This is a genomic window from Curtobacterium sp. PhB146 (assembly GCF_004342995.1).
Taxonomy (GTDB): Bacteria; Actinomycetota; Actinomycetes; order Actinomycetales; family Microbacteriaceae; genus Curtobacterium.
Genome location: NZ_SMBN01000002.1, coordinates 409,733 through 435,667, shown reverse-complemented (window position 1 = coordinate 435,667; position 25,935 = coordinate 409,733). Strand labels below are relative to the sequence as shown.

At 71.9% G+C, this 25,935-nt stretch carries 31 protein-coding genes; 15 read left to right on the top strand and 16 right to left on the bottom strand.

The features are described from left to right. Window positions 1-62: 62 nt before the first annotated feature. The 7 genes from EDF33_RS10490 (at window position 63) to EDF33_RS10460 (ending at window position 6,432) form a co-directional block, all read left to right on the top strand. Window positions 63-1,337 (top strand): bifunctional phosphopantothenoylcysteine decarboxylase/phosphopantothenate synthase, encoded by a 1,275-nt coding sequence (locus EDF33_RS10490; RefSeq protein ID WP_132100171.1) that lies wholly within the window; start codon window positions 63-65, stop codon window positions 1,335-1,337. 29 nt (window positions 1,338-1,366) lie between these two features. Further along, window positions 1,367-1,765: a hypothetical protein gene (locus EDF33_RS10485; RefSeq protein WP_123338786.1), complete on the top strand. Its 399-nt coding sequence runs from the start codon at window positions 1,367-1,369 to the stop codon at window positions 1,763-1,765. Beyond that, complete coding sequence (locus tag EDF33_RS10480; RefSeq protein ID WP_165918791.1) at window positions 1,762-2,553, top strand: DUF2071 domain-containing protein; 792 nt, start codon at window positions 1,762-1,764, stop codon at window positions 2,551-2,553. The genes EDF33_RS10485 and EDF33_RS10480 overlap by 4 nt, the downstream gene beginning before the upstream one ends. A 141-nt stretch (window positions 2,554-2,694) precedes the next feature. Further along, window positions 2,695-3,345, top strand: a complete 651-nt coding sequence (locus EDF33_RS10475) for a GntR family transcriptional regulator (protein WP_131921791.1) — start codon at window positions 2,695-2,697, stop codon at window positions 3,343-3,345. A gap of 186 nt (window positions 3,346-3,531) precedes the next feature. After that, window positions 3,532-3,987, top strand: a complete 456-nt coding sequence (locus tag EDF33_RS10470) for a MarR family transcriptional regulator (RefSeq protein ID WP_111084361.1) — start codon at window positions 3,532-3,534, stop codon at window positions 3,985-3,987. A 289-nt stretch (window positions 3,988-4,276) separates the two neighbouring features. After that, complete coding sequence (locus tag EDF33_RS10465) at window positions 4,277-5,173, top strand: phospholipase (RefSeq protein WP_132100018.1); 897 nt, start codon at window positions 4,277-4,279, stop codon at window positions 5,171-5,173. Between the two features lie 92 nt (window positions 5,174-5,265). Further along, window positions 5,266-6,432: a low temperature requirement protein A gene (locus tag EDF33_RS10460; RefSeq protein ID WP_132100017.1), complete on the top strand. Its 1,167-nt coding sequence runs from the start codon at window positions 5,266-5,268 to the stop codon at window positions 6,430-6,432. 74 nt (window positions 6,433-6,506) lie between these two features. On the opposite strand, the gene EDF33_RS10455 is transcribed toward EDF33_RS10460, so the two are convergent. From EDF33_RS10455 to EDF33_RS10445, 3 genes are read right to left on the bottom strand one after another with little or no spacing between them, the layout of a single operon-like run. Further along, a complete protein-coding gene (locus tag EDF33_RS10455) occupies window positions 6,507-6,815 on the bottom strand; it encodes a hypothetical protein (protein WP_132100016.1) in 309 nt (102 codons plus the stop codon). Then, window positions 6,812-7,462: a hypothetical protein gene (locus EDF33_RS10450; protein ID WP_132100015.1), complete on the bottom strand. Its 651-nt coding sequence runs from the start codon at window positions 7,460-7,462 to the stop codon at window positions 6,812-6,814. The genes EDF33_RS10455 and EDF33_RS10450 overlap by 4 nt, the downstream gene beginning before the upstream one ends. Next, window positions 7,459-8,013, bottom strand: a complete 555-nt coding sequence (locus EDF33_RS10445) for an RNA polymerase sigma factor (RefSeq protein WP_132100014.1) — start codon at window positions 8,011-8,013, stop codon at window positions 7,459-7,461. The genes EDF33_RS10450 and EDF33_RS10445 overlap by 4 nt, the downstream gene beginning before the upstream one ends. A gap of 106 nt (window positions 8,014-8,119) precedes the next feature. Here EDF33_RS10445 and EDF33_RS10440 point away from each other — a divergent pair, with 106 nt between their 5' ends. Continuing rightward, window positions 8,120-8,785 (top strand): MOSC domain-containing protein, encoded by a 666-nt coding sequence (locus EDF33_RS10440; protein WP_123672413.1) that lies wholly within the window; start codon window positions 8,120-8,122, stop codon window positions 8,783-8,785. On the opposite strand, the gene EDF33_RS10435 is transcribed toward EDF33_RS10440, so the two are convergent. Continuing rightward, entirely contained in the window at window positions 8,786-9,160 is a 375-nt protein-coding gene (locus tag EDF33_RS10435; RefSeq protein WP_132100013.1) for an MmcQ/YjbR family DNA-binding protein, read from the bottom strand. 155 nt (window positions 9,161-9,315) lie between these two features. Between EDF33_RS10435 and EDF33_RS10430 the strand changes: the two genes are divergently transcribed. Continuing rightward, the gene (locus EDF33_RS10430; RefSeq protein ID WP_243649928.1) at window positions 9,316-9,615 is read left to right on the top strand and encodes an excalibur calcium-binding domain-containing protein; all 300 of its coding nucleotides are present in this window, start codon (window positions 9,316-9,318) and stop codon (window positions 9,613-9,615) included. A gap of 56 nt (window positions 9,616-9,671) precedes the next feature. Here the strand turns inward: EDF33_RS10430 and epsC are convergent, their stop codons facing one another. Together epsC and cysK are read right to left on the bottom strand one after the other, a co-directional pair. Further along, the gene (gene epsC / locus EDF33_RS10425) at window positions 9,672-10,256 is read right to left on the bottom strand and encodes a serine O-acetyltransferase EpsC (protein ID WP_243692431.1); all 585 of its coding nucleotides are present in this window, start codon (window positions 10,254-10,256) and stop codon (window positions 9,672-9,674) included. Beyond that, window positions 10,253-11,191 (bottom strand): cysteine synthase A, encoded by a 939-nt coding sequence (gene cysK, locus EDF33_RS10420; protein ID WP_123292013.1) that lies wholly within the window; start codon window positions 11,189-11,191, stop codon window positions 10,253-10,255. The genes epsC and cysK overlap by 4 nt, the downstream gene beginning before the upstream one ends. Before the next feature lie 166 nt (window positions 11,192-11,357). Here cysK and EDF33_RS10415 point away from each other — a divergent pair, with 166 nt between their 5' ends. Continuing rightward, window positions 11,358-12,029 carry a DUF899 family protein gene (locus EDF33_RS10415; protein ID WP_132100011.1) on the top strand — a complete coding sequence of 224 codons (672 nt, stop codon included), beginning with the start codon at window positions 11,358-11,360 and terminating at the stop codon, window positions 12,027-12,029. Between the two features lie 53 nt (window positions 12,030-12,082). Here the strand turns inward: EDF33_RS10415 and EDF33_RS10410 are convergent, their stop codons facing one another. Further along, entirely contained in the window at window positions 12,083-13,120 is a 1,038-nt protein-coding gene (locus EDF33_RS10410) for a dipeptidase (protein ID WP_132100010.1), read from the bottom strand. 43 nt (window positions 13,121-13,163) lie between these two features. On the opposite strand from EDF33_RS10410, the gene EDF33_RS10405 reads away from it, so the two are divergent. Next, window positions 13,164-13,739: a GNAT family protein gene (locus tag EDF33_RS10405; RefSeq protein ID WP_132100009.1), complete on the top strand. Its 576-nt coding sequence runs from the start codon at window positions 13,164-13,166 to the stop codon at window positions 13,737-13,739. After that, a complete protein-coding gene (locus EDF33_RS10400) occupies window positions 13,736-14,242 on the top strand; it encodes an SRPBCC family protein (RefSeq protein ID WP_131879404.1) in 507 nt (168 codons plus the stop codon). Before EDF33_RS10405 ends, EDF33_RS10400 begins: the two co-directional genes overlap by 4 nt. On the opposite strand, the gene EDF33_RS10395 is transcribed toward EDF33_RS10400, so the two are convergent. The 6 genes from EDF33_RS10395 to EDF33_RS10370 all read right to left on the bottom strand — a co-directional run bounded on the left by EDF33_RS10395 (window position 14,209) and on the right by EDF33_RS10370 (window position 21,398). Continuing rightward, window positions 14,209-15,042 carry a MurR/RpiR family transcriptional regulator gene (locus EDF33_RS10395; protein WP_123292009.1) on the bottom strand — a complete coding sequence of 278 codons (834 nt, stop codon included), beginning with the start codon at window positions 15,040-15,042 and terminating at the stop codon, window positions 14,209-14,211. The genes EDF33_RS10400 and EDF33_RS10395 overlap by 34 nt on opposite strands. After that, window positions 15,039-16,298, bottom strand: coding sequence for an allantoate amidohydrolase (locus EDF33_RS10390; protein WP_132100008.1), 1,260 nt, complete (start codon window positions 16,296-16,298; stop codon window positions 15,039-15,041). The genes EDF33_RS10395 and EDF33_RS10390 overlap by 4 nt, the downstream gene beginning before the upstream one ends. Then, complete coding sequence (locus EDF33_RS10385; RefSeq protein WP_123292007.1) at window positions 16,295-17,527, bottom strand: alanine--glyoxylate aminotransferase family protein; 1,233 nt, start codon at window positions 17,525-17,527, stop codon at window positions 16,295-16,297. The genes EDF33_RS10390 and EDF33_RS10385 overlap by 4 nt, the downstream gene beginning before the upstream one ends. A gap of 43 nt (window positions 17,528-17,570) precedes the next feature. Continuing rightward, window positions 17,571-18,995, bottom strand: coding sequence for an allantoinase AllB (gene allB, locus EDF33_RS10380; RefSeq protein WP_165918790.1), 1,425 nt, complete (start codon window positions 18,993-18,995; stop codon window positions 17,571-17,573). After that, window positions 18,992-19,756 (bottom strand): aspartate/glutamate racemase family protein, encoded by a 765-nt coding sequence (locus EDF33_RS10375; protein WP_131879412.1) that lies wholly within the window; start codon window positions 19,754-19,756, stop codon window positions 18,992-18,994. The genes allB and EDF33_RS10375 overlap by 4 nt, the downstream gene beginning before the upstream one ends. 82 nt (window positions 19,757-19,838) lie before the next feature. Then, window positions 19,839-21,398: an NCS1 family nucleobase:cation symporter-1 gene (locus tag EDF33_RS10370; RefSeq protein ID WP_123292004.1), complete on the bottom strand. Its 1,560-nt coding sequence runs from the start codon at window positions 21,396-21,398 to the stop codon at window positions 19,839-19,841. A gap of 173 nt (window positions 21,399-21,571) precedes the next feature. Between EDF33_RS10370 and EDF33_RS10365 the strand changes: the two genes are divergently transcribed. Further along, entirely contained in the window at window positions 21,572-22,327 is a 756-nt protein-coding gene (locus tag EDF33_RS10365) for an SGNH/GDSL hydrolase family protein (RefSeq protein WP_200849207.1), read from the top strand. 117 nt (window positions 22,328-22,444) lie between these two features. Continuing rightward, window positions 22,445-23,032 carry a VOC family protein gene (locus EDF33_RS10360; RefSeq protein WP_123292003.1) on the top strand — a complete coding sequence of 196 codons (588 nt, stop codon included), beginning with the start codon at window positions 22,445-22,447 and terminating at the stop codon, window positions 23,030-23,032. Window positions 23,033-23,036: 4 nt separating this feature from the next. On the opposite strand, the gene EDF33_RS10355 is transcribed toward EDF33_RS10360, so the two are convergent. From EDF33_RS10355 to EDF33_RS10345, 3 genes are all read right to left on the bottom strand, one after another. Continuing rightward, a complete protein-coding gene (locus tag EDF33_RS10355) occupies window positions 23,037-23,540 on the bottom strand; it encodes a GNAT family N-acetyltransferase (RefSeq protein ID WP_132100007.1) in 504 nt (167 codons plus the stop codon). A 4-nt stretch (window positions 23,541-23,544) separates the two neighbouring features. Beyond that, entirely contained in the window at window positions 23,545-24,948 is a 1,404-nt protein-coding gene (locus EDF33_RS10350; RefSeq protein WP_207906676.1) for an LLM class flavin-dependent oxidoreductase, read from the bottom strand. A gap of 66 nt (window positions 24,949-25,014) precedes the next feature. Next, window positions 25,015-25,383, bottom strand: a complete 369-nt coding sequence (locus EDF33_RS10345; protein ID WP_131879418.1) for a VOC family protein — start codon at window positions 25,381-25,383, stop codon at window positions 25,015-25,017. Window positions 25,384-25,445: 62 nt separating this feature from the next. Between EDF33_RS10345 and EDF33_RS10340 the strand changes: the two genes are divergently transcribed. Beyond that, window positions 25,446-25,910, top strand: a complete 465-nt coding sequence (locus tag EDF33_RS10340; RefSeq protein WP_132100006.1) for a MarR family transcriptional regulator — start codon at window positions 25,446-25,448, stop codon at window positions 25,908-25,910. Window positions 25,911-25,935 lie beyond the last annotated feature (25 nt).

The window sequence follows — 25,935 nt, the reverse complement described above, 5'->3', positions numbered from 1 at the left end:
CGTCGATCCTCGCACGTGCCCCCGGTAGCGTGAGCGGCGTGAACGCAGCAGCAGAGCGCACCCTGACCGTCATCGTGGGGATCACCGGGGGCATCGCCGCCTACAAGGCCGTCGGCGTGGTCCGCGACCTCGTCAAGCGCGGGCACGAGGTGCACGTCGTCCCCACCGAGGGGGCGCTGCGCTTCGTCGGACTGCCGACGCTCGAGGCACTCAGCCGCAACCCCGTCACCACGAGCGTCTGGGACGACGTCTCCGAGGTCCGCCACGTCGCCCTCGGCCGTCGCGCGGACCTGGTCGTGGTGGCCCCGGCGACCGCGGACTCCCTGGCACGGATGGCGAACGGCCTGGCGAGCGACCTGCTCGGCACGACGCTGCTCGCCACCGACGCCCCGGTCGTCGTCGCTCCGGCGATGCACCCGCAGATGTGGGAACACCCCGCGACCCGGGCCAACGTCGCCGTCCTGCGCGAACGGGGTGTGCACCTGGTCGGACCGGTGGTCGGCGCCTTGACGGGCGACGACGCCGGCATCGGCCGGATGGCGGAACCCGAGGACATCGTCGCCGCGGCGCTCGCCGTGCTGGACGACCCGGCCGGTGCAGGCGCGGGGCGTCGCGCCGGCACCGACGGGGGGACGCAGTCCGGCGCCGGGGCCCGTGGCGAGCAGGGCGACCTGTCCGGTGTCCGCGTGGTCGTCAGCGCGGGGGGCACCCGCGAGCCGTTCGACCCCGTGCGGTTCGTCGGCAACCGGTCGAGTGGTCGGCAGGGCCTGGCGATCGCCGCCGACGCAGCGGCGCGCGGCGCCGTCGTCACCGTCGTCGCCGCGAACGTCGAGGCCGGCCTGACCGCGGGCATCGACGCGACCGTCGTGCCGGTGGGGTCAGCGCTCGAGCTTGCCGAGGCCGTGCACGCCGCGGCGGTCGATGCCGACGTCGTCGTGATGACCGCTGCCGTCGCCGACTACCGGCCGGCCGAGGTCCTCGCCGAGAAGCTCAAGAAGGACGCGCAGGGCGAGCGGATGACGCTCGAGCTGGTGCGGAACCCCGACGTGCTCGCCGACCTGGTGGCGGCGCGGCGCACCGGGCAGGTCATCGTCGGGTTCGCCGCCGAGACCGAACCCGACCGCGACGCCCGCATCGCACTCGGCCGCGCGAAGATCGCCCGCAAGCCCGCCGACCTGCTCGTCGTGAACCACGTCGGCTGGTCGGCCGGGTTCGAGCGCGAGGAGAACGCAATCGAGGTCCTGGTGCCGGGCGGCGAGGTGGTCCGCGAGACCTCGGGCACGAAGGCCGAGGTGGCGGCGGCGGTCCTCGACCTCGTCGCGACCGCACTGACCTGATTCCGAGGACGGGCGAGCACGATGGGGGCATGCGACGACGTGAGCGGATCAAACGAGCCACCCGGACTGCCACACTGCTCGCGGTGCTGCTCGGCGGGGCCGGCGTCACCCACTTCCTGCAGCCGCGCCACTACGACCGGATCGTGCCGGACACACTGCCACCGCGGCTGACGACGGTCGCGTCCGGCGTGGCCGAACTCGGCATCGCCGCCGGGCTCGCGTTCCCGGCCACTCGCCGGGCCTCGGGGTGGGCTGCAGCTGCCCTGTTCGCCGCGGTCTTCCCCGCGAACGTGAAGATGGCGAACGACCTGCTCGACAGCCCGCGGTCGACCCGGGCGATGCGCCTCGTCTCCGTGCTGCGGCTCCCGCTGCAGGCCCCGCTCGTCCTGTGGGCCGTGCGCGTCGGTCGGCACGCACCGAAGCGGTGACCCAGCCGTCCTGGACCCGTGCGGCCGCACCACTGCTGCACCGGCCGGTGACCCAGCACGCGTGGGACGACATCGTCTTCGCGCACTGGCGACACGACCCGGGCTCGCTGGCGCGACTCGTCCCGCGGGGAACGCGTCCCGACGTGGTCGACGGCAGCGCCTGGGTGGGACTGACGGCCTACGTCTTCCACGAGACGCGGGTGCCGCCGTTCCCCTCCGCCGGCCGCCTCGGCCGCATGACCGAGGTCACCATCGAGGTCCTGACCGTGGACGACCAGGGCCGACGTGGGGTCGCGTACCGCACCGTGGACACCGCGAACGTGCCGGCGATCGTGGCCGCACACGCGCTGCTCGGCGTCCCGTACACCTTCGCGCACGCCCGGTCGCGCCGCCGCGGCGAGGTCGTCGCGCACCGGTCGGTCCGGCACCCCGCACGTGCCCTGCACCCGGTGCGCTGGGCGCGGTCGCTGCGGCAGGAACGTCCCTCGGGCACGGCCAGACCTCGGCACGCGGCCTCGATCCGGGTCACCGCCGGTGACGTCGTCGACACGCCCCTGGCCGCCGAACTCACCACCCGCGCCGGCGTCCACGCCCGGTACCTGGCCCAGACGCTGTTCTGGCAGCGACAGCACCCGCCGCTGACCGTACGGGCCGCGCACCTCGACCGGCTCGAGGGGGACCTGCCCGACGCAGTCGGCATGCCGGGGCTGTTCGACCGGGCACCCGACTCGCTGCTCGTCGTCGACGGCACCACGGTGCGGTACGCCTGGGGTGGGGTCGTGCGGTGAGCGACCACGCCACGGACGATGCCGCCCAGGACGACCTCGACCGCCCCGTGACACGCGCTGAGCCGAGCGGAACGCCGGTCTCATATCAGGTACGTTGATCGGTGCGCGTGCACTGACCGCGCCCCGATCGAAGGAGAACGCATGCCGGTCCCCCGCAGCGCCCCGACCGAGCACCAGCTGCTCCGCGACACCGTCCGGCACAAGATCCACGACGCGATCATGGACGGCACGCTCGTCCCCGGCGAGCGGCTCAACGACGACGAGCTCATCGCCTGGCTCGGCGTCTCCCGCACCCCGATCCGCGAGGCGCTGAGCCAGCTCTCCCGCGCCGGCCTCATCGAGATGGCGCCGAACCGGTACACGCGCGTGACGACGCCGAACCCCGCCGAGGTCATCGAGGCGATGCAGACCCTCGGGGTGCTGTTCGGTGGTGTCGTCCGCCTCGCGGTCCCGCGCCTCGGCGCGGGTGCACGGAAGAAGATCCTCGCGCAGCTCGACAAGACGATCGCCGAGCTCGAGTCGCACGACGTCCCCGCCGTCAACCACGACTCGCTCGACGTGTTCGCGCTCTACGTCGCCGAGTGCGGCAACGAGAACCTGCAGCGCGTGTGCCGCGACACCATGGACGGTCTGGCCTTCCGCCTGCGCCTGCCGAACCTCGACGAGCTCGTCGACTGGGACCGCATGACCGCGGACTTCCGTCGGCTGCGCACCGCGACCGAGTCCGGCGACAACGTCGCCGCGGAGCTCGCGACCGAGGCGATCCACCAGCTGCCGGGCGAGAAGCACTGAGTCCGGCTGTACCGCCGTACAGGAACCCGCCCGTCTCGCGCACGCGAGGCGGGCGGTCCGCGTTCCACGGGCCTCCCGGACACCCCGTCCTGGCCCGCGACCGACGCGCACGACGCTCCCAGACTGCGGATCCGGCGAGCCGATAGCATCGCTGGCGACCATCCGATCGCCCACCCGGAGCAGCACATGAGTCCTCGATCGACGGACCGTACCGAGGTCGCCGCACGTCTGGCCGCGGCGGTCGGACGGATCAACCGGCGAGCACGGACGGACTCGGCCTCGCTCGGGTACGGGATCGTGTCCGCACTCGCCACCATCCAGCGCGAAGGACCCCTGCGCCCGGGCGACCTGTCGCGGATCGAGGTGGTCACGAAGCCCACGATGACCCGCATCCTGACCGAGCTCGAACAGCGTGGCTTCATCGAGCGCGAAGCGGACCCGAGGGACGGCCGCGCCTTCATGGTCTCGGCCACCGACGAGGGCATCGCCGCGGTCGAACGAGCACGCTCGGACCGCACCGGGATCGTCGCCGAGCTCATCGCCGAGCTCGGCGAGTCCGACGTCACCGCGATCGCCGGAGCGCTCGACGCCCTCGAACGCGTCGCCCAGGGCGACCGCACCCAGGAACCTCACACGTTCTAGGTCCGAACCGGCCGTTACCGAACCGTTACCAACGGGTGGACGGACGGTTCTGCCAGCGATCCTGGACGCGTCATCCAGTCTGACGAGTCATCGTGTCGGCTTCGCCCGACGGCGGCCTCCCCAGGGCCGGTCGCGGCGGACGGACGGGCCCCACACCACCGTCCGGTCCTCCCCGGTTCGCCGGACTCCCCTGCTGCGCGCACCTCGACGCACGCAGCATCGCTCACCGTCCCCGACGTGCCGCGCAGCCCGGAGTCCCGCACCACGAACCGCCCGACCACCGGAACCGATGCCAGGACACACCCCCGACCTCCCCACCACCACCGCCTCGACCCGACGTGAGGCCCTGAACTCCCCCAGCCGGCGTGTGCGCCGCGCCCTCCGCCACCGTGCGCTCCGACACCGTGCGACGTTGATCGTCGGCGGCGCCGCGGTCCTCGCCGTCGCCGGCGGTGCCCTCACGATCGGCACCCAGCCCGCCATCGGCGAAGCGCTCGGCATGCCGACCGGCACCGCGAGCGCGACCGCGACCGCGACAGCCCAGCCCGCCCTGCGCGGCACCGCCCTCGACCGTGCCCAGGCAGCGGCGACCATCTCGACCGCGAAGACCGTGATGACGACGGCGAACGCCAAGACCGACACGGCCTCGCTCGAGCAGCACATCGACGCGCTCAGTGACTACCCGGAGCTGTCCGGCGCCGCGCTCACGACGCGCATCTCGTCGACCGTCGAGTCGACCGCGCACGTCGCGCAGGCCAGCGCCACGCAGGACAAGCGCGACGTCGACGCGAAGGCAGCAGCCGTCGCGAAGGCCGCCGCCGAGAAGCGGGCCGCCGCAGCAGCAGCGGAGGCCGCGCAGAAGCTGGCGGCGGGCAACACCGTCGCAGGCGCCAAGGCGACGGCGACCTCGCTGGCGTCGTCCGAGTACGGCTGGGGCTCCGACCAGTTCCAGTGCCTCGACAACCTGTGGACCAAGGAGTCGGGCTGGAACTACCAGGCCGTCAACGCCAACGGCGGGGCGACCGGCATCCCGCAGGCGCTGCCCGGTTCGAAGATGGCGACCATCGGCTCCGACTGGCAGACCAATGCCACGACCCAGATCAAGTGGGGCCTGCAGTACATCAGCGCCGCGTACGGCACCCCGTGCTCGGCGTGGGCGCACTCGCAAGCGAGCAACTTCTACTGAGCGGCGCGGGCCGGCCGCCTGCTGGCCCACGCACCTGCACGTCGAACGGCCCCGGGTACCGCCCGGGGCCGTTCGTCCTGTAGGCATGCCGGGTGACGACGATCGGACTGCGCCGGATGGCGCCCCGCGACCCCGCCGAGGGACACCGTGCCGCGAGCCCCCTGGAACTGCTGTTCGACCTGGTGTTCGTCGTCGCGGTGGGCTTCGCCGCCACCAACCTGCACGAGATCGAGACCGAGGGGCACGTCAGCTCCGCTGTGGTGGCGTACGCCATGGTGTTCTTCGCCATCTGGTGGGCGTGGCTGAACTTCAGCTGGTTCGCGACCTCGTTCGACACCGACGACTGGCTCTACCGCGTCACGACGTTCGTGCAGATGGCCGGCGTGCTCGTGCTCGCCGCCGGGGTGCAAGCCGCCATGACCGAGGGCGACTTCACGGTGCCGGTGATCGGCTACGTGGTGATGCGCCTGGCGATGGTGGCGCAGTGGCTCCGCGTCGCCGTGTCGTCCTCGCGGTACCGCCGCACCGCACTCCGGTACGCCGTGGGCATCGTCGTCGTCCAGGTGCTCTGGGTCGGCATGCTCGCGCTGCCGCAGGGATCGACGGTGTGGGCGTTCCCCGTCCTCGTCCTGCTCGAGGTCCTCGTCCCACCGATCGCAGAGGGCACGGGCGAGACGACGCCGTGGCACACGCACCACATCGCCGAGCGGTACGCGCTGTTCACCCTCATCGTGCTGGGCGAAGGACTCGTCGCCTCGGCGAACGCGGTCATCGACGGCATCGCCCAGGCCGACCACCTCGCGTCGCTGCTCGTGCTGGCCGCCGCCGGGCTCGTCATCGTCGCCGGACTGTGGTGGATCTACTTCTCGCGTGAGCAGCACGACCACATCCGGAACCTGCCGAGCGCGCTCGTGTTCGGCTACGGCCACTACTTCGTCTTCGCCGCCGCGGGTGCGCTGCCGGCCGGGATCGAGGTCGCGGTCAGCGCGGACGCCGGCGAGGCCGACCTGTCGCACGCCACGGTGGCTGCGACCGTGGCCGTCCCGGTCGCGCTGTTCGTGCTCGCGATCTGGGCGCTCGCACTCCGGCCGTCACTGTCCGCCGGGTGGAACGCGATCGTCGTCGTGCTCGCCGTCGCGATCCTCGCGACGATCGTGGTGCCCGACGTCTCCCTCGTCGCGACCGCGCTGCTCGTCGCCGCGATCGTCGTGGTGCTCGAGGTCGCCGAGCGGCGGCCGGGGACGCGCCGCGTGCGCTGAGGACGCGACCGGGGGTCGGACGGGAGGCCCGTGGCGGTGCCGCCACGGGCCTCCCGTCCGTCAGTGGGCCGGGTTCACCCCACCCGCGCGACCCGCACGTCGACCCGCGTGAGCGCCAGGCCGTGCGCCGACGCCGTCGTCAGGGCGACGTCGTGCACGGCGCGGGCGACCTCGGGCGCGGGACGGTGTCCGTCGGTGCCGATGACGACCCGCAGGACGCCGTCGTCGACCACGACACGTGCGGGGGTCGCGCTGGACGCCATGCCGCGGACGGCACTGACCGTGCTGGCCACGGTCGGGCGGGCGCGGTAGAGGTCGGTGACGCCGGGGACGTCGACCACGGCCTGTTCGACCGCGGCGAGGGTGTCGTCGGTGGTGCTCATCGGGTCCCCTCGGTGTCGATGTCGATGTCGGTGTCGGTGTCGGTGTCGGTGTGCGGGTCGTCGGCGTCGGGCTGCGGTTCGAGCAGGTCGCGGACCACCACGTCGATCGACTCGACGACCAGGTCGGTCTGCTCGGCCAGCGCCTGGGCGACCCCGGTGCGGACCAGGTCCGCCGTCGCGACGATCGACGGGCCGGACATGATCGCGACCTCGACGACCACGCGGATCGGTGCGGCGAGTTCGGTGACGTCGCCCTCGAGCCGGCACCGGGCGACGAGGACGCCGGGAACACCGTCGCCGGTCCGGCGGATGAGCGATCGGATGGCTCCCTCGGTCATCACCGGGCGCTCCGACTCGGACTGCGCGCGGAGCGGGACGTCCCGTCCGGAGCGGGACTCCAACGAGATGTTGGCGAGCACGCCGCCGATCCACGACTCGTCGGCCGGGGCTTCGTCGCGGGCGGCGGCCTCGAGGGAGCCGAGCGACGCGTGCCGCACGCGCAGGATCGCCGCGAGGGCGTTCTGGCACGCGGGTGAGCCGTCGATGGTGGGGTCCGGCGGCTGCATGCCGGCGTCCAGGTAGTCGGCGAGCTCGTCGATGGAGTGGCCGTCGAGGTCGTCGAGTTCGAGTGCGTCGAGGTCGCTCATCGCCATCCCTCCATGAGTCGGATCATGTTCTTCCTCGCTCGGGACAGGAGTCCGCGGACCGTCGAGGGAGGCAGGTCGAGTTCTGCGGCGATGTCGTCGTAGCTGTACTCGAGCACCTCCTTCATGATCCAGCAGCGTCGTTGGGCTTCGGGTAGTTCAGCGAGCGCCGTCTCCGCCGCTTCCTCGCGCGAGCGGGCCTCGGCGACCCGGTCGGGCGCGTCGTCGGCGGGTGCGGCGACCTCGAGTTCGGTGACGTCGTCGTGGAACCGGCGGGCCCGGATGCGGTCCAGGCACTTCCGGCTGAGGATCCGCATCAGCCAGGACTTCACCTTGGCGTGGTTCTCGAGACGGTCCAGGCGGTCCCACGCGGTGATGAAGGTCTCCTGCACGACGTCGTCGAGTTCGTCGGTCGATCCCAGCGTCCGACGGGCGTAGGCGCGCAGGAGCGGTGTGTAGCGGCGGATCAGGACCTCGAAGGCCCGGACGTCGCCATCGGACGACCGGCCGGCGAGGACCGCGTCGTCGAGCTCGGCGAGGGACTGGTGGTGCACGCTTTCCTTCTACTGGTCGGGGCTGGGAACGAGGTCGGTCGCTGATGGGACGCGCGAGGACGGCGGATCGTCACACTTCTCGTCACACTTGCGCCAGAGTTGTGGCATGTCGCTCGTCACCGCCGTCTGCCGCGTCGACCGCCTGCTGCCCGACTCCGGCACGATCGGCGTCACCGCCATCGACAAGCGTCCGGTCGACGGCAAGGTCCGGGTCCGACCGCTCGGGCTGTACGCCGACGTCCAGGCTGACCGGAAGCACCACGGTGGCGAGGACCAGGCCGTGTACGCCTACGCCGACGAGGACGCCGCGTACTTCGCCGCGTCGCTGGAGCGCGAGATCCCGCCGGGCCTGTTCGGCGAGAACCTGCGGACGACGGGTGTCGACGTCACCGGGGCCGTGACGGGCGAGCGGTGGCGCATCGGCGAGACGCTGGAGCTCGAGGTGACGATCCCGCGGATCCCGTGCGGCACGTTCGCGCGCCGGATGGGCGTCGACAAGTGGGTCCGGCGGTTCACCGAGGAAGGCCGTCCGGGCGCGTACCTGCGGGTCGTGAAGTCTGGCCCGGTGGCAGCAGGCGACCCGGTCGTCGTGACGTACCGGCCGGAGCACGGCGTGACGATCGGCGAGGTCTTCGCGGGGCTGACCCCCGAGCGTGCCCGTGCCGTGCTCGAGTCCGGGGAGCGACTCGCGCCGAAGGTCGTCCGCGACGTCTCGAAGGTGCTCGCCCGGTCCTCGGCAGCCGCCAGCTCCTCGGCAGCCGCCAGCTCCTGATCAGTCGCCGCGCGTCGGGTCGAGGGGCCGCTTCGCTCGGGGCAACCCGGCGACGACCAGGTCGTAGGCGTTCGCGACGAGGTCCTCGACCAGGGTCTCGTCGATGCCGTCACCGGGAGCGAGCGTGATCCAGTGCCGCTTGTTCATGTGCCACCCCGGTGTGATCTCGGCGTGGTCGCGAACGAGTGCTGCCCCGTGCGGCGGCGCGCACTTCAGGTTGACGATCGGCACACCCCGGAGCTCGCTCGTCATCACGAACATCTTGTCGACCACCTTGTAGACGACGGCGCCCTCGCCGAAGGGCTCGGTCTCGAACACCGCGGGCAGGCCCATCGCGGTGCGACTCGCGATCTCGTGCAACTGCGCGCCGTCCATGCACCCAGCATGCCCCAGACGCCCGACACCGCGGCTCGCGGACCGGACCTGTTCGGGGGCATGTCATGAGCGTCGTTCACATCGTAGGATCAGGTCGCCGCGTACCCGACGCGGCGGTCGCTCCGTCGATCACCCACTCGTTCCAGGGGGAACCCGTGCGCATCATCCGTACCCTCGGCATCGCCGCCGCAACCGCAGTCCTCGCCACCACCGTCGTCGTCGGTGGGGCCTCCACCGCGCAGGCCGCCCCGAAGACCTACGCCAACTGCACCGCGGTGCACAAGGTGTACTCGGGCGGCATCGCGAAGAAGTCGGTCACGAAGAACAAGGTCACTTCGAATGGCAAGGTGACCTACCGCGCCCTCAAGGGGACGGTGAAGAAGGACGACGCCCTGTACAAGGCGAACAAGAAGATGGACCGCGACGCCGACGGCATCGCCTGCGAGAAGAGCTGACGCGCCGACGCGCCGAAGCACTGGCCCTCGGACGCCCCGTCACCGCGACGGGGCGTTCAGAGCGTCGGCACGCCCTCGTGCCCGGACCTCGGACGGGCGGTCCCGGCGACCCCGGTGACGACCGACCCCGCGGGGACGTCCTTCGTCACCACGGTGTTCGCACCGACGACGGAGTCCTGCCCGATGCTGATCGCCCCGATGAGGGACGATCCCGCGCCGAGCACGACGCGGTCGCCGACGACCGGATGCCGGCGGGCCCCTGGGCCGTGGTCGCCACCGCGCCCGCCCAGGGTCACCCCGTGGAACAGCACGACGTCGTCCCCGATCACCGCGGTCTCCCCGATCACGACGCCCATGCCGTGGTCGATGAAGAACCGACGGCCGATGCGGGCGCCAGGGTGGATCTCGATGCCCGTCACCGACCGTGCTGCCTGGCCGATGACCCGTGCGACGAACCGCGATCCGGGCAGGCCCCTGGCGAGCCAGAGCCGGTGCGTCACGCGGTAGGTCCAGATGGCGTGCAGCCCGGAGTAGACGATCGCGTTCTCGAGGTCACCACGGGCGGCGGGGTCGCCGCGGCGTGCTGCGGCCAGGTCCTCCCGGACCGTCCGCAGCACGCCTCGTCGGACGGAACGACTCACGCAGTGAGTCCCTCGAAGAGCACCGTCGACAGGTAGCGCTCCCCGGTGTCGCAGACGATCGCGACGACGCGCTTGCCGGCGTTCTCGGGTCGCGCTGCGATCTCGAGCGCGGCGTGGATGATCGCGCCGGACGAGATGCCGGCGAGGATGCCCTCGTCGGTCGCGAGCGCCCGCGCCACACGCAGGGCGTCGTCGAGCTCGACGTCGAACACCTCGTCGATGACGGACTGGTCGAGGACCTCGGGGATGAAGTTCGCACCGATGCCCGCGATCTTGTGCGGTCCGGCCTTGCCCTCGGTCAGGAGCGGGGAGTCCTTCGGCTCGACCGCGACGATCTGCACGCCGGGCACGCGCTCCTTGAGCACCTGGCCGACACCCGTGATCGTGCCACCGGTCCCGACGCCGGCGACGAACACGTCGACGTGCTCCTCGGTGTCGCGCAGGATCTCCTCAGCGGTGGTCTTCCGGTGGATCGCGGCGTTCGCGGCGGTCTCGAACTGGTGGGCGAGGATCGCGCCGGGCGTCTCGTCGACGATCGCGGCGGCGCGTTCGACCGCGCCCTTCATGCCCTCGGGACCGGGGGTGAGCACGATCTCGGCACCGTAGGCGCGCATCACTGCACGACGCTCGACGCTCATCGTCTCCGGCATCGTGATGATCACCTTGTACCCGCGGGCCGCACCGACGAGCGCGAGGGCGATGCCGGTGTTGCCCGACGACCCCTCGACGATGGTGCCGCCCGGCTGCAGGTCGCCGGACTGCTCGGCCGCGTCGATGATCGCGACGCCGAGGCGGTCCTTCACGCTGGCGCCGGGGTTGTAGAACTCGAGCTTGGCCAGCACCTCGGCGCCGCCCGCCTTCGGCAGCCGGTTCAGCTTGACGAGCGGGGTGTTGCCGAACGCCTGGGAGATGTTGTCGTAGATCGTGCCGCTCATCCGGTCCGTCCTCATCGGGTCAGGTCGCGCATCGCTCTTCCTGGAGGCGCGGTGTGCGCCCGATCCTAGCGACCGGACCCCAGGTGGTCCTGTCCACGGCGTCGGGCCCCCGTTGCCGTGTGGCCCACCTGGGCGTACGGTGCCGGGCAACGACGAGGAGGTCGCCATGTCCAAGCTGCAGCAACCCGAGGTCGCACCGCCCGTGGTCGACCGTGCCGCGTTCGACGAGGCACTCGCCACCCAGGTCCGCGACGAGAAGGAACTCACCCGGCACGGCGACCGTGTGTCCGCCGCCCGCCGCCGACTCCCGATGGTCCAGGTGGAGGACTACGAGTTCCAGGGCGCCGACCGCCCGGTCCGGCTCTCCGAGCTGTTCGACGGCCGCTACCTGCTCCTCGTGCAGAACGTGATGTTCGCGCCCGACTGGGACGACGGCTGCCCGAGCTGCACCTGGGCCGTGGACAACCTGCCGGCGAACACGGGTCGGCTCGACGACGAGGGCATCGCGTTCGCCATGGTCTCGCAGGCTCCGATCGAGAAGCTCGAGCGCTGGCGAGAGCTGCGCGGCTGGCCGCACCGGTGGGTGTCGTCGGGCGCCACGAGCTACCACGACGACTGGGGCTGGACCCTGCACCACGACGACTACGACGGTCCGGTGCCGGGCTACTCGTACTACCTGCTGCGCGACGGCGTGCCCTACCTGACGTACGCCACCGGATCGCGTGGGACCGAGGCGATCCTGCCCGTCGCGCACATCATGGACCGCACCGCGTACGGCCGCCAGCAGGACTGGGAGGACAGCCCCCAGGGCTGGCCGCAGTACCCCACCTACGGCTGACTCCGGCGCTCCATCTCGATTGGTCCGCAGCTTGTGGACCTATTGACGATGTCTCAGCGCAGGAACGCCGTCCGCGCGAACCGCTCGTCGGTCGCTTCGAGCACCCGCAGCACGTTGCCGCCGGCGAGCGCCCGCAGGTCGTCCGCTCCCCACCCGCGCCGCTGCAGCTCGGCGGCGAGCACCGGGTACCGGGACACGTCTCGCAGGTCCGGCGGCAGCACCGGGGTGCCGTCGTAGTCCCCGCCGAGGCCGATGTGCGCTGCGCCGGCGAGGTCGCGGGCGCGCTCGACGTGGTCCGCCACGTCCGACACCGTCACGAGCGGCGGCTCCCCCACCGAGCCGGCGTCCTCCCAGTCCGCCCAGTCGCGTGAGACGAACTTCGGCACGAACGTGATCATCACGATGCCGCCGTTGTCCGACAACCGGGCGAGCACGTCGTCCGGTACGTTCCGCGGGTGGTCGTCGACCGCGACGGTGGACGAGTGGCTGAAGACGACGGGCTGCGTGGCGACGTCGAGGGTGTCCCGCATGGTGGCCGGTGCGGTGTGCGACAGGTCGACGAGCATGCCGATCCGCTCCATCTCGGCCACCACCTGGCGGCCGCGATCGGTCAGCCCGCCGTGCGGACGCGAGCCCGTCGCCGAGTCGGCCCAGGGGGTGTCGTCGTTGTGCGTGAGCGTCATGTAGCGGACGCCGAGTCGGGCGAAGACGCGGAGCACCGCCAGGTCGTCGCCGATGGAGTGCCCGCCCTCGGCGCCGAGCAGCGACGCGATCCGACCGGACTCGACCGCCGCCCGCACCTCGGCCGCCGTCCGGGCGAGTGCGAGCGACTCCGGGTACCGCTCGATGATCCGGTGCGCCAGGTCGATCTGCTGCAGCGTCGTCCGCACGGGGTCCGGTTCGTCGACGGGCACGAAGACCGACCAGAACTGGCCGACGACCCCACCGGCGCGGAGCTTCGGCAGGTCGGTGTGCAGCGAGTCGACCTCGGTGTCGATGCCCTCGACCCCGGAGTCGTGGGCCTCGCGGCGCTCCCACGGCAGGTCGTTGTGGCCGTCGATGACCGGGAACGGGATCGCGTCGAACGTCATGCCCCGACGCTACCGCGCACGTCCCCGTGGCTAGGCTCGGTGCGTGGACCCCGTCACCCTCCGGACCGATCGCCTGGTGCTCTCCCTGCCGGAACCGTCCGATGCGGAGGACGTCATCAGGTACGCGAACGACCCCGACGTCGTCGCCTACACGCCGGTACCGGTGCCGTACGGCCACGCCGAGGCGCACCACTGGATCACCGACGTCGTGCGCGCTGGCTGGTCCACGGACTCCCGCTACGAGTTCGGCATCCGGCGGGCCGACGACCTCCGACTCCTCGGGACGATCGGACTGTTCGGGTTCGTCGACGGCGCGGCCGAGGTCGGCTACGCCGTGCACCCGGACGGTCGCGGCCACGGCTTCGTGACCGAGGCCGCAGCCGCCGTCCTGGCGTGGGCGTTCGCGCCGTCGCCCGACGGACTCGCGCTCGTCCGCGTGCAGTGGCGGGCGATCGCGGCGAACGCCCCGTCCGCGGCGATCGCGCAGCGGCTCGGGCTCCGCTACGAGGGACGGCTCCGGTCCGGCGTGTTCCACCGCGGACGACGCCACGACCAGCTCATCGCGGCTGCTCTGCGCGATGACGACCGCTCGACGCCGACGGTCTGGCCAGCCTCGTGACGGTGACGTTCCGCGTGGTGACCGAGCTCGCGGCACCGCCGGAGCGCGCGTTCGCGCTGTCGCTCGACATCGGCGCGCACGAGCGGTCGATGGCTGCGACCGACGAACGCGCCGTCGCCGGCACGACGTCCGGCACGATCGGCCTGGGCGAGTCCGTCACCTGGCGCGCGCGGCACTTCGGGATCGTCTGGCGGATGACGAGTCGGATCACTGCTCTGGAGGCTCCGCACCGCTTCGTCGATGAACAGGTGCGTGGGCCGTTCGCCCGCTTCCACCACGAGCACCGGTTCGAGCCGTCGGCCGGCAGCACGCGCATGGTCGACACCATCACGTTCCGCGCACCGTTCGGCCCGCTCGGTCGTCTGGCCGAGGTCGTCGCCCTCGAGCGCTACCTGCCGCGGCTCATCCGTGAGCGCAACGCGTCGCTCGCCACCGAGCTGCACGCCGACGGCCCCGACAGCCCCGACGGTCAGGGCGCTGCGAGCTCCCCCAGCGCGTCGTAGGCACTCGCCACCGCGTCGACCCGCGCGCGGCCGGCCGGTCCCGAGGCTTCGTACACGTCGTTCGCGATGGCCGCGACGACCGCGAACAGGGCCGCCATCGAGTCGAACGCCGCCGGTGAGTCGACCGGGCACAGGATCGCGGTGTTCGCCGGTGCCGCGATGACGGCTGCGGTCGGATCGCCCAGCACGACGACGTCGGCGCCGGTCGACACGCAGTGCCGCACGATCCGGTCGACCCCGGCGGTGTGCCGACGCACGGTCACCAGGACGACGAGGTCACGGCGGTCGAGGTCGGCGACCTCTTCGCCGAGCCGCTGCCCCGGTGCCGGACCGACCCGGACGTCGGAGCGGACCTGGGCGAGCTGCGCGCGGAGCTGCAGCGCCACCGGGTAGGCGCCGCGCTCCCCGAACACGAGCACGCGATGAGCGCGGACGATGCGGCGAGCGAGTCGCGGACGATCGGCACGGGCCAGCGAGGCGAACGCCGCGTCGAGGTTGCGGGCCTCGACGGCGCGCTGGTCGACGTGGGCGGCGTCTTCCGCAACCCACGGCAGGCCGGAGCCGCGTGCGGACATCAGGTTCTGCCGGACCTCGGCCGCGTCCTGGAACCCGAGCGACCGGACGAGCCGGGACACCGTGGCCTTCGACGTGCCCGACTCGGCGGCGAGCTCGGCCGAGGTCCCGACGAGCAGGAGTTCCGGGTCGTGCCGGACCATCGCGGCGACGCGTCGTTCGGCGGGCGAGAGCTGCTCCCAGACGGAGTCGATGCGGGCGCGGACGTCCGGTCCGGCGGTGCTCATGCCCGGGCCACCCGCTCCACCGCGACGGCGAGCGCGTCGAGCCCGAGCGCGATGTCGGGCGTCGAGACGAACTCGTCCGGGTGGTGGCTGATGCCGTCCGGGTTGCGCAGGAACAGCATCGCGACGTCGGTGACGAGCCCGAGCGACATGGCGTCGTGTCCGGCCCGCGAGAACAGCTCCATCGGCGCGGCCTCACCCGTCGACTCGATGCCGGCGCGGACGGCGTCCATCAGCCGCGGCGCGCAGAACACCGCCGGCGCGCGGTGCACCTCGGTCGGCGTGACGCTGACCCCGCGTCGTTCCCCGATCAGCGAGAACGCCTTCGTGAGCTCGTCCCACACCGCGTCGCGGCCGTCGTCGAACTCGCCGCGCAGGTCCACCGAGAACCGTGCGAGGCCGGGGACCACGTTCACCGCGCCCGGTTCGACGGTCATCGTGCCGACGGTGCCGACGTGGTGCGACGCCCGGCAGATCCGCTCGACGGCCAAGGCGGCCTCGGCCGCGGCGAGCAGCGCGTCGTGGCGGCGCTCGTACGGCGTGCCGCCGGCGTGCCGGGCCTCGCCGACGGCCTCGACCGAGAAGCGTCGGGCGCTCGCGATGCTCGTGACGACGCCGAGCGCCTGACCGGCCTGCTCGAGGTACGGGCCCTGTTCGATGTGCGCCTCGAGGTACCCGGCGAGCGTCTTCGGGTCGGCCGCCGCGTCACCCACCCGGGCCGGGTCGAGCCCGAACCGGGTGAAGGCCTCGCGCAGGGTCACGCCGTCGCCGTCCGCCAGGTCCCACCAGGACTCATCCCACACCCCGGCGACGGCGGACGACCCGAGCAGGGCCTTGCCGAAGCGGGTCCCCTCTTCGTCGGAGAACGCGATGACCTCGAGCGCGACGGGCAGCGGTCCCGCGGCGGTCAGTCGCGCAGCGGTGCGGATGGCCATCAGGACCCCGACGATCCCGTCGTAGCGGCCGGCGTCCACCACGGTGTCGAGGTGCGAGCCGAGCAGCAGCACGGGGGCGTCGGGGGCCGCACCGTGGACCCGTCCGTGCAGGTTGCCGGCGGCGTCCTGCCAGGTGGTGAGTCCGGCGTCCTGCATCCACCCGGCGACGATCCCGTTGACGCGGGCGTGCTCGGGCGACAGGTACACGCGGGTGATCCGGCCGGTCTCCTCGGTGACCAGGGCCAGCTCGTCGCACCAGCGCGCCACGAGCTCGGCGTCGGCGGTGCCCAGGGCGGTGGCGGTCACGACCGGGGCCGCGCTCACGCCAGCACCCCGACCGGCGCACCGGCGAAGACGTCGAGGGCCGCGTCGACCCCACCGCCGTGCGGGACGGCGTGCCCCGCCCGGCGGAGCGCGTGCTCGAGGGCGGCGAGGGTCGTCACGACGGTGTCCTTGCGGGCGTTGTAGCCCATGGTGCCGATGCGCCAGACCTTGCCGTGCAGCGGTCCGAACGAGGTGCCGATCTCGATGCCGTGGTCGTCGAGCATCGAACCACGGACCTGGTCGCCGACGACGTCGGACGGGATCTCCACCGCGACGACGTTGTGCATCTTGTGTGCGACGTCACCGAACACCCCGAGCCCGAGCGCCTGGACGCCCTGCAGCATCGCGCGGCCCGCGACTTCGTGGCGTGCGATCGCCTGCTCGCGCCCTTCGTCGAGCAGGATGCGGGCGCACTCGTTGGCGGCGTAGAGCATCGACGCGGCCTCGGTGTGGTGGTTCAGTCGCCGCGGACCCCAGTAGTCCAGGATCATGGCGAGGTCGAGGTAGTTCGAGCGGATCGGCTCGTCGGCGACGTCGTCACCGGGTTCGCGGATGCCCGCCTCGACACTGCGGCGCTCGTCGAGCACGGCGGTCGCACGCGGCGAGACGGTGACCGGCGCGCTGCCGGACGGCCCGCCGAGGCACTTCTGGAGGCCGGCACTGACGGCGTCGATGCCCCAGGCGTCGACCTCGAGCGGGTTGCCGCCGACGGTCGCCGTGGCGTCGGTGTAGAACAGCACGCCGTGCCGCTCGCAGATCGCGCCCAGTTCGTCGAGCGGCTGGTTCATCGTGGTGGAGGTGTCGCCCTGCACGATCGCCAGCACCTTCGGCCGGACACGGACGATGGCGTCCTCGATCGCGGACGGCGTGAACACCTGACCCCACGCGGTCTCGATGGTGTGGACCTCGGCCCCGGCACGGCCCGCGATCTCGGCGAGCAGGTGCCCGAACCGGCCGAACACCGGCACGAGCACGCGATCCCCGGGCGCGAGGAGCGACACGAGCACCGCCTCGATCCCGGCGCGCGAGGTGCCGTCGACGAGCACGGTGGCGTCGTTCGTGGTGCCGAACACACCGCGGTAGAGCTCCTGGGTGTCGTTCATGGCGGAGGTCATCCACGGGTCGTACTGCCCGACGAGCGGGGTCGACAGGGCGCGGAGCACACGCGGGTCGGCGGTGATCGGGCCGGGGCCCATGAGGAGGCGGGCTGGCGGGTTCACGGGGTGCATGGTTGGTCCTTCCGTTCCGGTCACGAGCGTACCGGAACGATCGTTACAGACGTGTTTCGGTGACCCGGGCATCCGCGGTCACGGGAGCCGCGACGAGCTGCCCCTCGACGGCGGTGACGCCGGACGCGGTGGACGCCACCACGCGCCCGCGCAGCCAGGTCTCGGTGACGCGGCCACGGGCCTCCAGGCCGGCGAACGCGGAGACCGGGTTGCGGTGTGCCAGGCCGGCCACGTCGATGACCGCCGTGGCGGACGGGTCGAACACGGCGAAGTGGGCCAGCGCGCCGGGGGCGATGACCCCGCGGTCGGGGAAGCCGACGAGTGCTGCCGGACCGGTCGTGAACAGCGGCAACAGCACCTCGAGCGGGATGCCGCGGCGGAGGGCCTCGGTCCAGACGGCTCGGAAGCCGACCTGCAGGCCGGCGATCCCGCCCCAGGCGAGTCCCCAGTCGTCGACCTTGAGGTCGGCGGTCGACGGCGAGTGGTCCGACACGACCATGTCGATCGTGCCGTCGAGCACGCCGGCCCACAGGGCGTCACGGTTCGCGTCGTCACGGATCGGCGGGCAGCACTTGTACTCGGTCGCGCCGTCGGGGATGGACCCCGCTTCGAACGACAGGTAGTGCGGGCAGGTCTCGACCGTGATCCGGACGCCGTCGTCCTTCGCGGCGCGGATCATCGGGATCGCACCGGCGTCGGACAGGTGCAGGATGTGGACCCGCGCGCCGGTGGCCCGTGCGCCGTCGATGACCCGCGCGATGGCGGACCGCTCGGCGTCGACCGGGCGGGTGGCGAGGAAGTCCTCGTAGTGGCCGCCGAGCGCGGCGTGGTCGACCAGGAACTCGGGGTCCTCGGCGTGCACGATGAGCAGGGCGTCGATCCGGGCGACCTCCTCGATCGCGGCGCGCAGTTGGTCGGCGTCCAGGTGCGGGAACTCGTCGACCCCGGACGGCGCGGTGAAGCACTTGAACCCGAAGACGCCCGCGTCGTGCAGTGCGCCGAGCGAGCCGACGTTGTCGGGGACCGCCCCGCCCCAGAACCCGACGTCGACGGCGACCCGCCCCTCGGCACTCGCCCGCTTCACGGCGAGCGCCTCGACCGTCGTCGTCGCGGGGATCGAGTTGAGCGGCATGTCGATGATGGTCGTGACCCCGCCGAGGGCGGCGGCCCGGGTCGCGGACGCGAACCCCTCCCACTCGGTGCGTCCGGGTTCGTTGACGTGCACGTGGGTGTCGACGAGGCCGGGCAGCAGGACCTGGTCGTCCGGCACGGTGCGGTCGTCGAGCGTCCGGACCTCGGCGTCGACCGGCAGGACGCCGTCGACGCGGCCGTCGCGCACGACGACCGCTGCGGGCCGGAAGCCTCCGTCGATCCAGGCGCGATCTGCGCGCAGGACGAGGTCCGCGACGGTGTCGGTGTCGACGTCGGTGCGGGACTCGGTGCTGCCGTCGGCCGGGAGGCCCGTCATGCGCCCGCCCCGACCGTCGCGCCCGCCGCCGGCTGGCGTTCGAAGCCCGCCAGCAGACCCGACATCGCCTTCGTCGGCGGGGTGGCGTACTCGCCGTGCTTGCCCGTCGAGAGCCCGAGCCGCACGAGCGACTCGGCGAGCACGGTCGCCGCGGCGACGCCGTCGACGACCGGTGCCCCGATCGCCCGCGAGACCTCGGCGCAGAAGTCCGCCATCCCCGCGCAGCCGAGCACGACCGCGTCGGCTCCGCCGGCGATGACGGCCCGGCACTCCTCGATCACCAGGGCGCGTGCGCCCGAAGCGGGGTCGTCGAGCTCGAGCACCGCGACCTCGCACGCCCGGATCTCGGTGACGAGCGACGCGAAGCCGTAGCGCTCGGCGAGCTCGTGGGCCCGTCCGGTCGTCCGCGCCAGGGTCGTCACGACGCCGAACCGGCGCCCGAGCATCGCCGCTGCGTGGAAGCCCGCCTCGGCGATCCCGATGACCGGCCCGGCGGCGAGCTCCCGCGCGGCGTCGAGGCCCGGGTCGCCGAAGCAGGCGACGACGTAGGCGTCCACGCCGTCCTGCTCCCCGAGCGCGATCTGCTCGAGGAGCCCCGGCACCGCGAGCGCCTCTTCGTAGTGGCTCTCGATCGACGCCGGGCCCATCGTGGGGTTCACCGCCTCGACGATGGTGCCCGGGCCGGCGACCGCGGTGGCGGCGACGCCGATCGAGCGGGTCATCGAGGCGGTGGTGTTCGGGTTGACGACGCGGATGCGCATCGGGGTCCTTCCGGTGGTGCGGGCGGTGCGGGTGTCGCTGGTGGTGCGTGTGTCGATGGTGGTGCGGTGTCGCTGCGGCGTCTCAGGCTCGTCCGACGGCGGCGCCGTCGTCGACCGTCGGGTCGTCCGAGGCGAGCTCCGGCATGCTCGGCCGGACCCGCTCGAGGCCCCAGAAGACCACGAGTCCCAGGCCGCAGCCGATGAACCAGCTGTAGTTGTTCAGCCCCGGCAGGATCCCGAGCGCGGGCGGCAGGACCGCACTGGCGACCGAGACCACCCCGGTGACGACGAGGGTACCGATGGCGTTCGGGTTGAAGCCGCCGCGGTACCAGTACCGGGCTGAGGTGTCCTTCGTGTACATGTCGTCGACGGCGATGCGCTGCTTCCCGACGATGTAGTACCCGGCGATCAGGATGCCGAACAGCGGACCGATGAGGGCGCCGAGCACCCCGAGCGTGTACAGGATTGCCTGGTCGTTGCCGTACCAGTTCCACGGGGTCAGCAGCACGGAGCCGACCGCGGCGATCATGCCGCCGGCTCGCCACGAGATCTTGCGTGGAGCGACGTTCGAGAAGTCGAACGCGGGGCTGATGAAGTTCGCGACGATGTTGATGCCGACCGTCGCCGTGACGAAGGTCAGGCCGCCGAGCAGGATCGCGAACGGGGCGCCGATCGCCTGCACGGTCTCGATCGGGTCGGTGATGAGCTTGCCGAAGACCGGCACGGTCGCACTCGCACACAGCACGGTGAGCACCGAGAAGAACAGGAAGTTGATCGGCAGGCCCCAGAAGTTGCCCCGCTTGACGGCCGCGAAGGACTTGCCGTAGCGCGAGAAGTCACCGAAGTTGAGCATCGGGCCGGAGAAGTAGCTGACCACCAGGGCGACCGCGGAGAGCATGACCGGGATCGACGCGCCGAACGAGAGCGGCTCCCCCACCGACAGCGTGAACGAGATGTTGCCGATGCCGGCCTGGCTGACGAGGTAGATCGCCAGCGCGATCATCACGACGTACACCGCCGGGCCCGCCCAGTCGATGAACTTCTTGATGGCCTCCATGCCCATCCAGAACAGGGCCCCCTGTGCGACCCACAGGATCGCGTACGAGATCCACCCGAGCGCCGACAGCCCCAGGAACGAGTGGTCGAGCAGCCCGGCCGAGGCGGGGATGAACTTCAGGAAGATGATGTTGAGCGACTGCGCGGCGAGGAACGTCTGCACGCCGTACCAGGCCATCGCGATCAGCCCGCGGATGATCGCGGGCACGTTCGCCCCGAGCACCCCGAACACCGCACGGTTGATGACCGGGTAGGGCACGCCAGTGCGCTGCGACGGCTTGGCGACGAGGTTGGCGAAGACCTGCACGATCAGGATGCCGACCACCAGGGCGATGAGCACCTGCCAGCTCGCGATGCCCAGTGCGAAGAGCGACCCGGCGGTGACGTAGCCGCCGACCGAGTGCACGTCGGACATCCAGAAGGCGAAGAAGTTGTAGCTCGTCCAGCTCTGCTTGCGCAGCGGGGCGAGGTCCTCGTTCGTGAGCGCCGGGTCGTACCCGGGCTTGACGACGCCGGCACCAGCGGGTGCGGCGGTCGTGGTGGGGGCGTGGGGCGCTGCGACGGGTGTCACGAGATCGGTAGCCATGGCGTCCTCCGAGGGAGTGGGGTGGGGAGGCGGTGATCGCCTCCACCACAGAAGTTAGGGAGCCTCTTCGCGCCCGCCGTTTCCCTCGTGTAACGGTCGTGTGTCGTGGTCGCTGTCCTGAAACGCTCGTTCCACACCAGAACGTGCACAGACATGTGCACGATGATGGCCGCATGCCCGACACCATCCGTTACGTCGCGATCGGCGACAGCTTCTCGGAGGGCATCGGCGACGCCGGCGCCGTACCGTTCCCCGGCTGGACCGGCCGACTCGCGAGCGGCATGGCCCGTGCGCACGACGCAGACGTCCGGTACGCCAACCTCGCGGTCCGCGGGCGCCTGCTCGCCGGGGTCCTCGGAGAGCAGCTCGACGCGGCTCTCGCACTCGACCCCGCACCGACGCTGATCACGTTCTGCGCGGGCGGCAACGACCTGCTGCGGCCACGGTTCGACGCCCACGCCCTCATCGCACCACTCGAAGCGGCGGTCGACACGGTCCTGGGCCGCGGGGTCCGGCTGGCGCTGCTGAGCCCCGCCGACCCGAGCGCACGACTCCCCCTCGGACGCCTCATCAACGCGCGCGGCGACGCCTGGGCGGACGCCCTCGCCGACCTCGCCGACCGGTACGACCTGCCCTTCGTCGACGTGTCCCGTGATCCGCACCTGCGCCGTGCCGAGTTCTGGTCCGAGGACCGGCTGCACATGAACGACACCGGCCACCAGCGCGTCGCGGACCTCGCCCTGCACGCGATCGAGGACGGACCGGCACCGATCGAGCCGGCGTCCGAACAGACCGGCCGCACCCGACTCTCCGAGGAACTCCGCTACTACCGCGAGCACGTCCTGCCCTGGGTACAGCGCCGCGTCACCCGGCGGTCCTCGGGCGACGGACGCTCGGCAACCTACCCGGCGTGGACCCCCGTCGACTGATCACGCACGATCGCGGCGGTTCTCCGCACGCGTCCCGCGCTCCGCTTGTCCTCCCCCGCGAACAGCCGTTCTACTCGGGTGATCCACGTCCGAGCCGAACTCAGGGGAGACGGCACCATGCACACTGCGCCACGCCCATCCGGCACCACCGCGACACGTCCTGCAACCGTCACCACCCCGACGGGCACCCCCAGCACCGCACACGGCATCGACCACATCGGCCTCACCGTGCCCGACATCGACCAGGCCACCGACTTCTTCGTCCTGGGACTCGACGCCGTCCCCCTGTACGACCGGTTCCTCCGGAGCGAACCGCTCCGCGGTGAACCCGACGTCCAGCGGCGCCTCGGCATCCCGAAGACCATGGCCCAGGGGGCACTGCGTATGCTCGCGCTGCCGAACGGGCCGGGACTCGAGCTCTTCGAGTACCACGGCCCCGACCAGCGCCCGGCCGTCCGCGCGAGCGACCTCGGCTGGCAGCACGTGGCGTTCTACGTCGACGACATCGACCACGCGCTGTCGCACATCGAGACGGCGGGCGGCCAGCGGTACGCCGACCCGCGTGACCTCGGCGGCAACGAGGGTGGGTTCGGCAACCGGTTCGTGTACGTCGGAACGCCGTGGGGATCGACGATCGAGCTGATCACCTACCCGAGTCGGCAGTCGTACGAGGACCACGCCCCGCGACCGAAGTGGCGCGTCTGACGGTTCAGCGCGCCGGGGCCGTCGCGATGTACGTCCGCGTCGGCCCGCCCGTCAGGGCGTGCGGGAACTCGACCCCGTTCGCCCGGAACCCGCCGGCTTCGTAGAGCCGCAGCGCTCGCTCGTTGCCGGCGAGTGCGTGCAGGACCACCGCGGGGTGTCCCGCCGCCGACGCCGCGTCGACCGACGCGGCCAGGAGCGCACGCCCGACACCCCGCGCCTGCACGTCCGGGCGGACGGCGAGCAGCGACAGGTAGGCGGCGTCGGACGGGTCGGTCGACCGCCCGGACCCCGGCGCCGTCACGAGCGCGAAGCCGTCGATCGCACCGGCCGCTCCGACAGCGACGAGCAGGGCGACCCGAGGCACGGCGAACTTCGACGCCGCGCGGGCTCGCACCGCCTCGGATTCCGGCACGCCGTCCCGTGCCGCGACCGCTGCGACCCACAGGTCGACACACGCCGACACTTCGTCCGGGGCCGCTGGACGCACGGACACGGACGGTTCGATCACCCGGTCAGCCTACGACCGCGCTGCTGCCGATCCTGAACGACGCCCCACGGTGCTCGTCGGGCAGCCGGTCACCGCGGCCGTGCAGCTTGTGCCGCAGCGAACCGGGCTCGTAGCCGGTCGGGTACGCCCCGCGCGCCCGGAGTTCGGGGATGACGAACTCGATGACGTCCTCCCACGTGCCCGGCGTCACCGCGTACGCCAAGTTGAAGCCGTCGACGTCGGTGAGCTCCTGGATCTCCTGCAGGCGGTCGGCGATGGTCGCTCCCCCGCCGACGGCGACCGGCCCGAGCCCGCCGATCGCGGTGTGCCGGGCGAGGTCGCGGATCGTCCACGAGCTGCCGTCCTCACCGGTCGCCGCCGCGATGTTGGCCGCAGCCGACTGGATCGCGTTCGACTCGACATCGCCGAGGGGCTCGTCGAGGTCCCACTGCGACAGGTCGACGCCCATCCAGCCGGAGTTGAGCACCAGCGCACCGAGCTCCGACGCGTACGACAGGTAGTCCTCGTACTTCGCCTGGGCCAGCTCGTCGGTGGCGTCCGTGATCACGGTGAGCAGTGTGTAGACGCGAGCGGCGTAGCGGTCGCGACCAGCTGCCTCCAGGGCGTCACGGACCTTCGCGACGGTCGACGCGAGCTGCTCGACGGTCGGTGCGCCCACGAAGACGGCTTCGGCGTTCTCCGCGGCGAAGCGGATGCCGCGCGGCGACGCGCCCGCCTGGTAGATGACGGGCGATCGCTGCACCGACGGCTCGGACAGGTGGATGCCCGGCACGTCGAAGTGCTTGCCGTGGTGCTCGATCGGGTGCACCTTCGCCGGGTCGGTGAAGACGCCGGACGCGCGGTCGGCGACGACGGCGTCGTCCTCCCACGAGCCCTCCCACAGCTTGTAGAGGACCTCGAGGTACTCGTCGGCCACGTCGTAGCGGTCGTCGTGCGACAGCTGGTCGGTCTGGCCCATGTTCCGTGCGGCGCTCGGCAGGTACCCGGTGACGACGTTCCAGCCGACGCGCCCCTTGGTCAGGTGGTCGAGCGTGGAGATCCGCCGGGCGAACGGGTACGGGTGCTCGTACGCCGTGCCCGCCGTGATCCCGAAGCCGAGGTGCTCGGTCACCGACGCCATCGCCGACACCAGCAGGATCGGGTCGTTGACCGGCACCTGCGAGCCCGTGCGGAGCGCGGCCTCGTTCGAGTCGCCGTACACGTCGTACGTGCCCAGCACGTCGGCGATGAAGATGCCGTCGAACGCGCCGCCCTCGAGCGTCTTCGCCAGGTCCGTCCAGTACGTCAGGTCGCGGTAGTCCCGCGATCGGTCGCGCGGGTGCCGCCACAGCCCGGAGGACTGGTGCGCGACGCAGTTCATGTCGAACGCGTTGAAGCGGATCTGCCGGGGTTCGCTAGTGCTGGTCACGCTTGGCGACGCTACGTGCGGGGTCTGCGTCCGTCATCCATCGTGACGAAGCGTGACGGCCGCAGCTCAGGCGCGGTCGTGGAGCGTGACCTGGTAGCCGTCCGGGTCGGCGAACGTGAACGTCCGGCCGAACGGGCCGTCGATCGGTGCCGAGACGATCGTGTGGCCGTCGGTCACCAGGGCGTCGTGGATGGCCTGCACGTCGGTCGCGTGCAGCCAGATCGCCGCGCCGATGCCCGGCTGCGACACCGCGTCGAGGTCGGTGCCGGGGACGACGTCCCGCAGCGCGAACGCGATCGGCGTCGTCTCGAACACGACGGCGTGCGGCGGGCCGGCCTGCGAGCGGACGAGACCGAGGTACTGCTCGTAGAACGCTTGGGACGCCGTCAGGTCGCGGGTCTGCAGGGAGATGAAGTCGGGGCCGGTGACGGGCATGTGGTGCTCCTTCGGTTCATGTCAGTCTTCTGACACGGAGCAATCTATGTCAGACTCCTGACATGAGTCAAGACGGTATCGACCTCGAGACGTCCCTCGGGTACCTGCTCAAGGAAGCCGCGAGCGCGCTCCGCGCCGCGATGGAGGCCGTGCTGCGCCCACTCGGCATGACGATGACGCACTACTCGTGCCTCGAACTCCTGGCACAGCGGCCCGGGCTGTCGAACTCCGAGCTCGCACGCGGCGCCTTCGTCACGCGGCAGTCGATGAACGTGCTGCTGCAGGCCCTGGAACGGGACGGCTTCGTGACGCGGGCCACCGAGGCACCGGTGGGCAAGGCACTCCCGACGCGGTTGACGGCGAGCGGCCGGGCGAGCCTCGAGCTCGCGAGCGCGGCTGTCCGCGGCGTCGAGGTCCGGATGCTCGACGGGTTGTCGGACGAGCAGCAGGTGGCGGCGCGGGGGGCGTTGCGCAGCATGGTGCGCTCACTCCGCCGCACCAGCGACGACGAGGCCGGCACGGTCTGACGACGCGCTACCCTTCGACCGGTAT

Excerpts from the sequence above, each read along its gene's own strand:
- EDF33_RS10485 (WP_123338786.1), top strand. The coding sequence starts at position 1,367 with ATGCGACGACGTGAGCGGATCAAACGAGCCACCCGGACTGCCACACTG.
- EDF33_RS10475 (WP_131921791.1), top strand. The coding sequence starts at position 2,695 with ATGCCGGTCCCCCGCAGCGCCCCGACCGAGCACCAGCTGCTCCGCGAC.
- EDF33_RS10470 (WP_111084361.1), top strand. The coding sequence starts at position 3,532 with ATGAGTCCTCGATCGACGGACCGTACCGAGGTCGCCGCACGTCTGGCC.
- EDF33_RS10465 (WP_132100018.1), top strand. The coding sequence starts at position 4,277 with ATGCCAGGACACACCCCCGACCTCCCCACCACCACCGCCTCGACCCGA.
- EDF33_RS10455 (WP_132100016.1), bottom strand. The coding sequence starts at position 6,815 with ATGAGCACCACCGACGACACCCTCGCCGCGGTCGAACAGGCCGTGGTC.
- EDF33_RS10450 (WP_132100015.1), bottom strand. The coding sequence starts at position 7,462 with ATGAGCGACCTCGACGCACTCGAACTCGACGACCTCGACGGCCACTCC.
- EDF33_RS10440 (WP_123672413.1), top strand. The coding sequence starts at position 8,120 with ATGTCGCTCGTCACCGCCGTCTGCCGCGTCGACCGCCTGCTGCCCGAC.
- EDF33_RS10435 (WP_132100013.1), bottom strand. The coding sequence starts at position 9,160 with ATGGACGGCGCGCAGTTGCACGAGATCGCGAGTCGCACCGCGATGGGC.
- cysK (WP_123292013.1), bottom strand. The coding sequence starts at position 11,191 with ATGAGCGGCACGATCTACGACAACATCTCCCAGGCGTTCGGCAACACC.
- EDF33_RS10415 (WP_132100011.1), top strand. The coding sequence starts at position 11,358 with ATGTCCAAGCTGCAGCAACCCGAGGTCGCACCGCCCGTGGTCGACCGT.
- EDF33_RS10410 (WP_132100010.1), bottom strand. The coding sequence starts at position 13,120 with ATGACGTTCGACGCGATCCCGTTCCCGGTCATCGACGGCCACAACGAC.
- EDF33_RS10395 (WP_123292009.1), bottom strand. The coding sequence starts at position 15,042 with ATGAGCACCGCCGGACCGGACGTCCGCGCCCGCATCGACTCCGTCTGG.
- EDF33_RS10385 (WP_123292007.1), bottom strand. The coding sequence starts at position 17,527 with ATGCACCCCGTGAACCCGCCAGCCCGCCTCCTCATGGGCCCCGGCCCG.
- allB (WP_165918790.1), bottom strand. The coding sequence starts at position 18,995 with ATGACGGGCCTCCCGGCCGACGGCAGCACCGAGTCCCGCACCGACGTC.
- EDF33_RS10375 (WP_131879412.1), bottom strand. The coding sequence starts at position 19,756 with ATGCGCATCCGCGTCGTCAACCCGAACACCACCGCCTCGATGACCCGC.
- EDF33_RS10370 (WP_123292004.1), bottom strand. The coding sequence starts at position 21,398 with ATGGCTACCGATCTCGTGACACCCGTCGCAGCGCCCCACGCCCCCACC.
- EDF33_RS10365 (WP_200849207.1), top strand. The coding sequence starts at position 21,572 with ATGCCCGACACCATCCGTTACGTCGCGATCGGCGACAGCTTCTCGGAG.
- EDF33_RS10360 (WP_123292003.1), top strand. The coding sequence starts at position 22,445 with ATGCACACTGCGCCACGCCCATCCGGCACCACCGCGACACGTCCTGCA.
- EDF33_RS10345 (WP_131879418.1), bottom strand. The coding sequence starts at position 25,383 with ATGCCCGTCACCGGCCCCGACTTCATCTCCCTGCAGACCCGCGACCTG.
- EDF33_RS10340 (WP_132100006.1), top strand. The coding sequence starts at position 25,446 with ATGAGTCAAGACGGTATCGACCTCGAGACGTCCCTCGGGTACCTGCTC.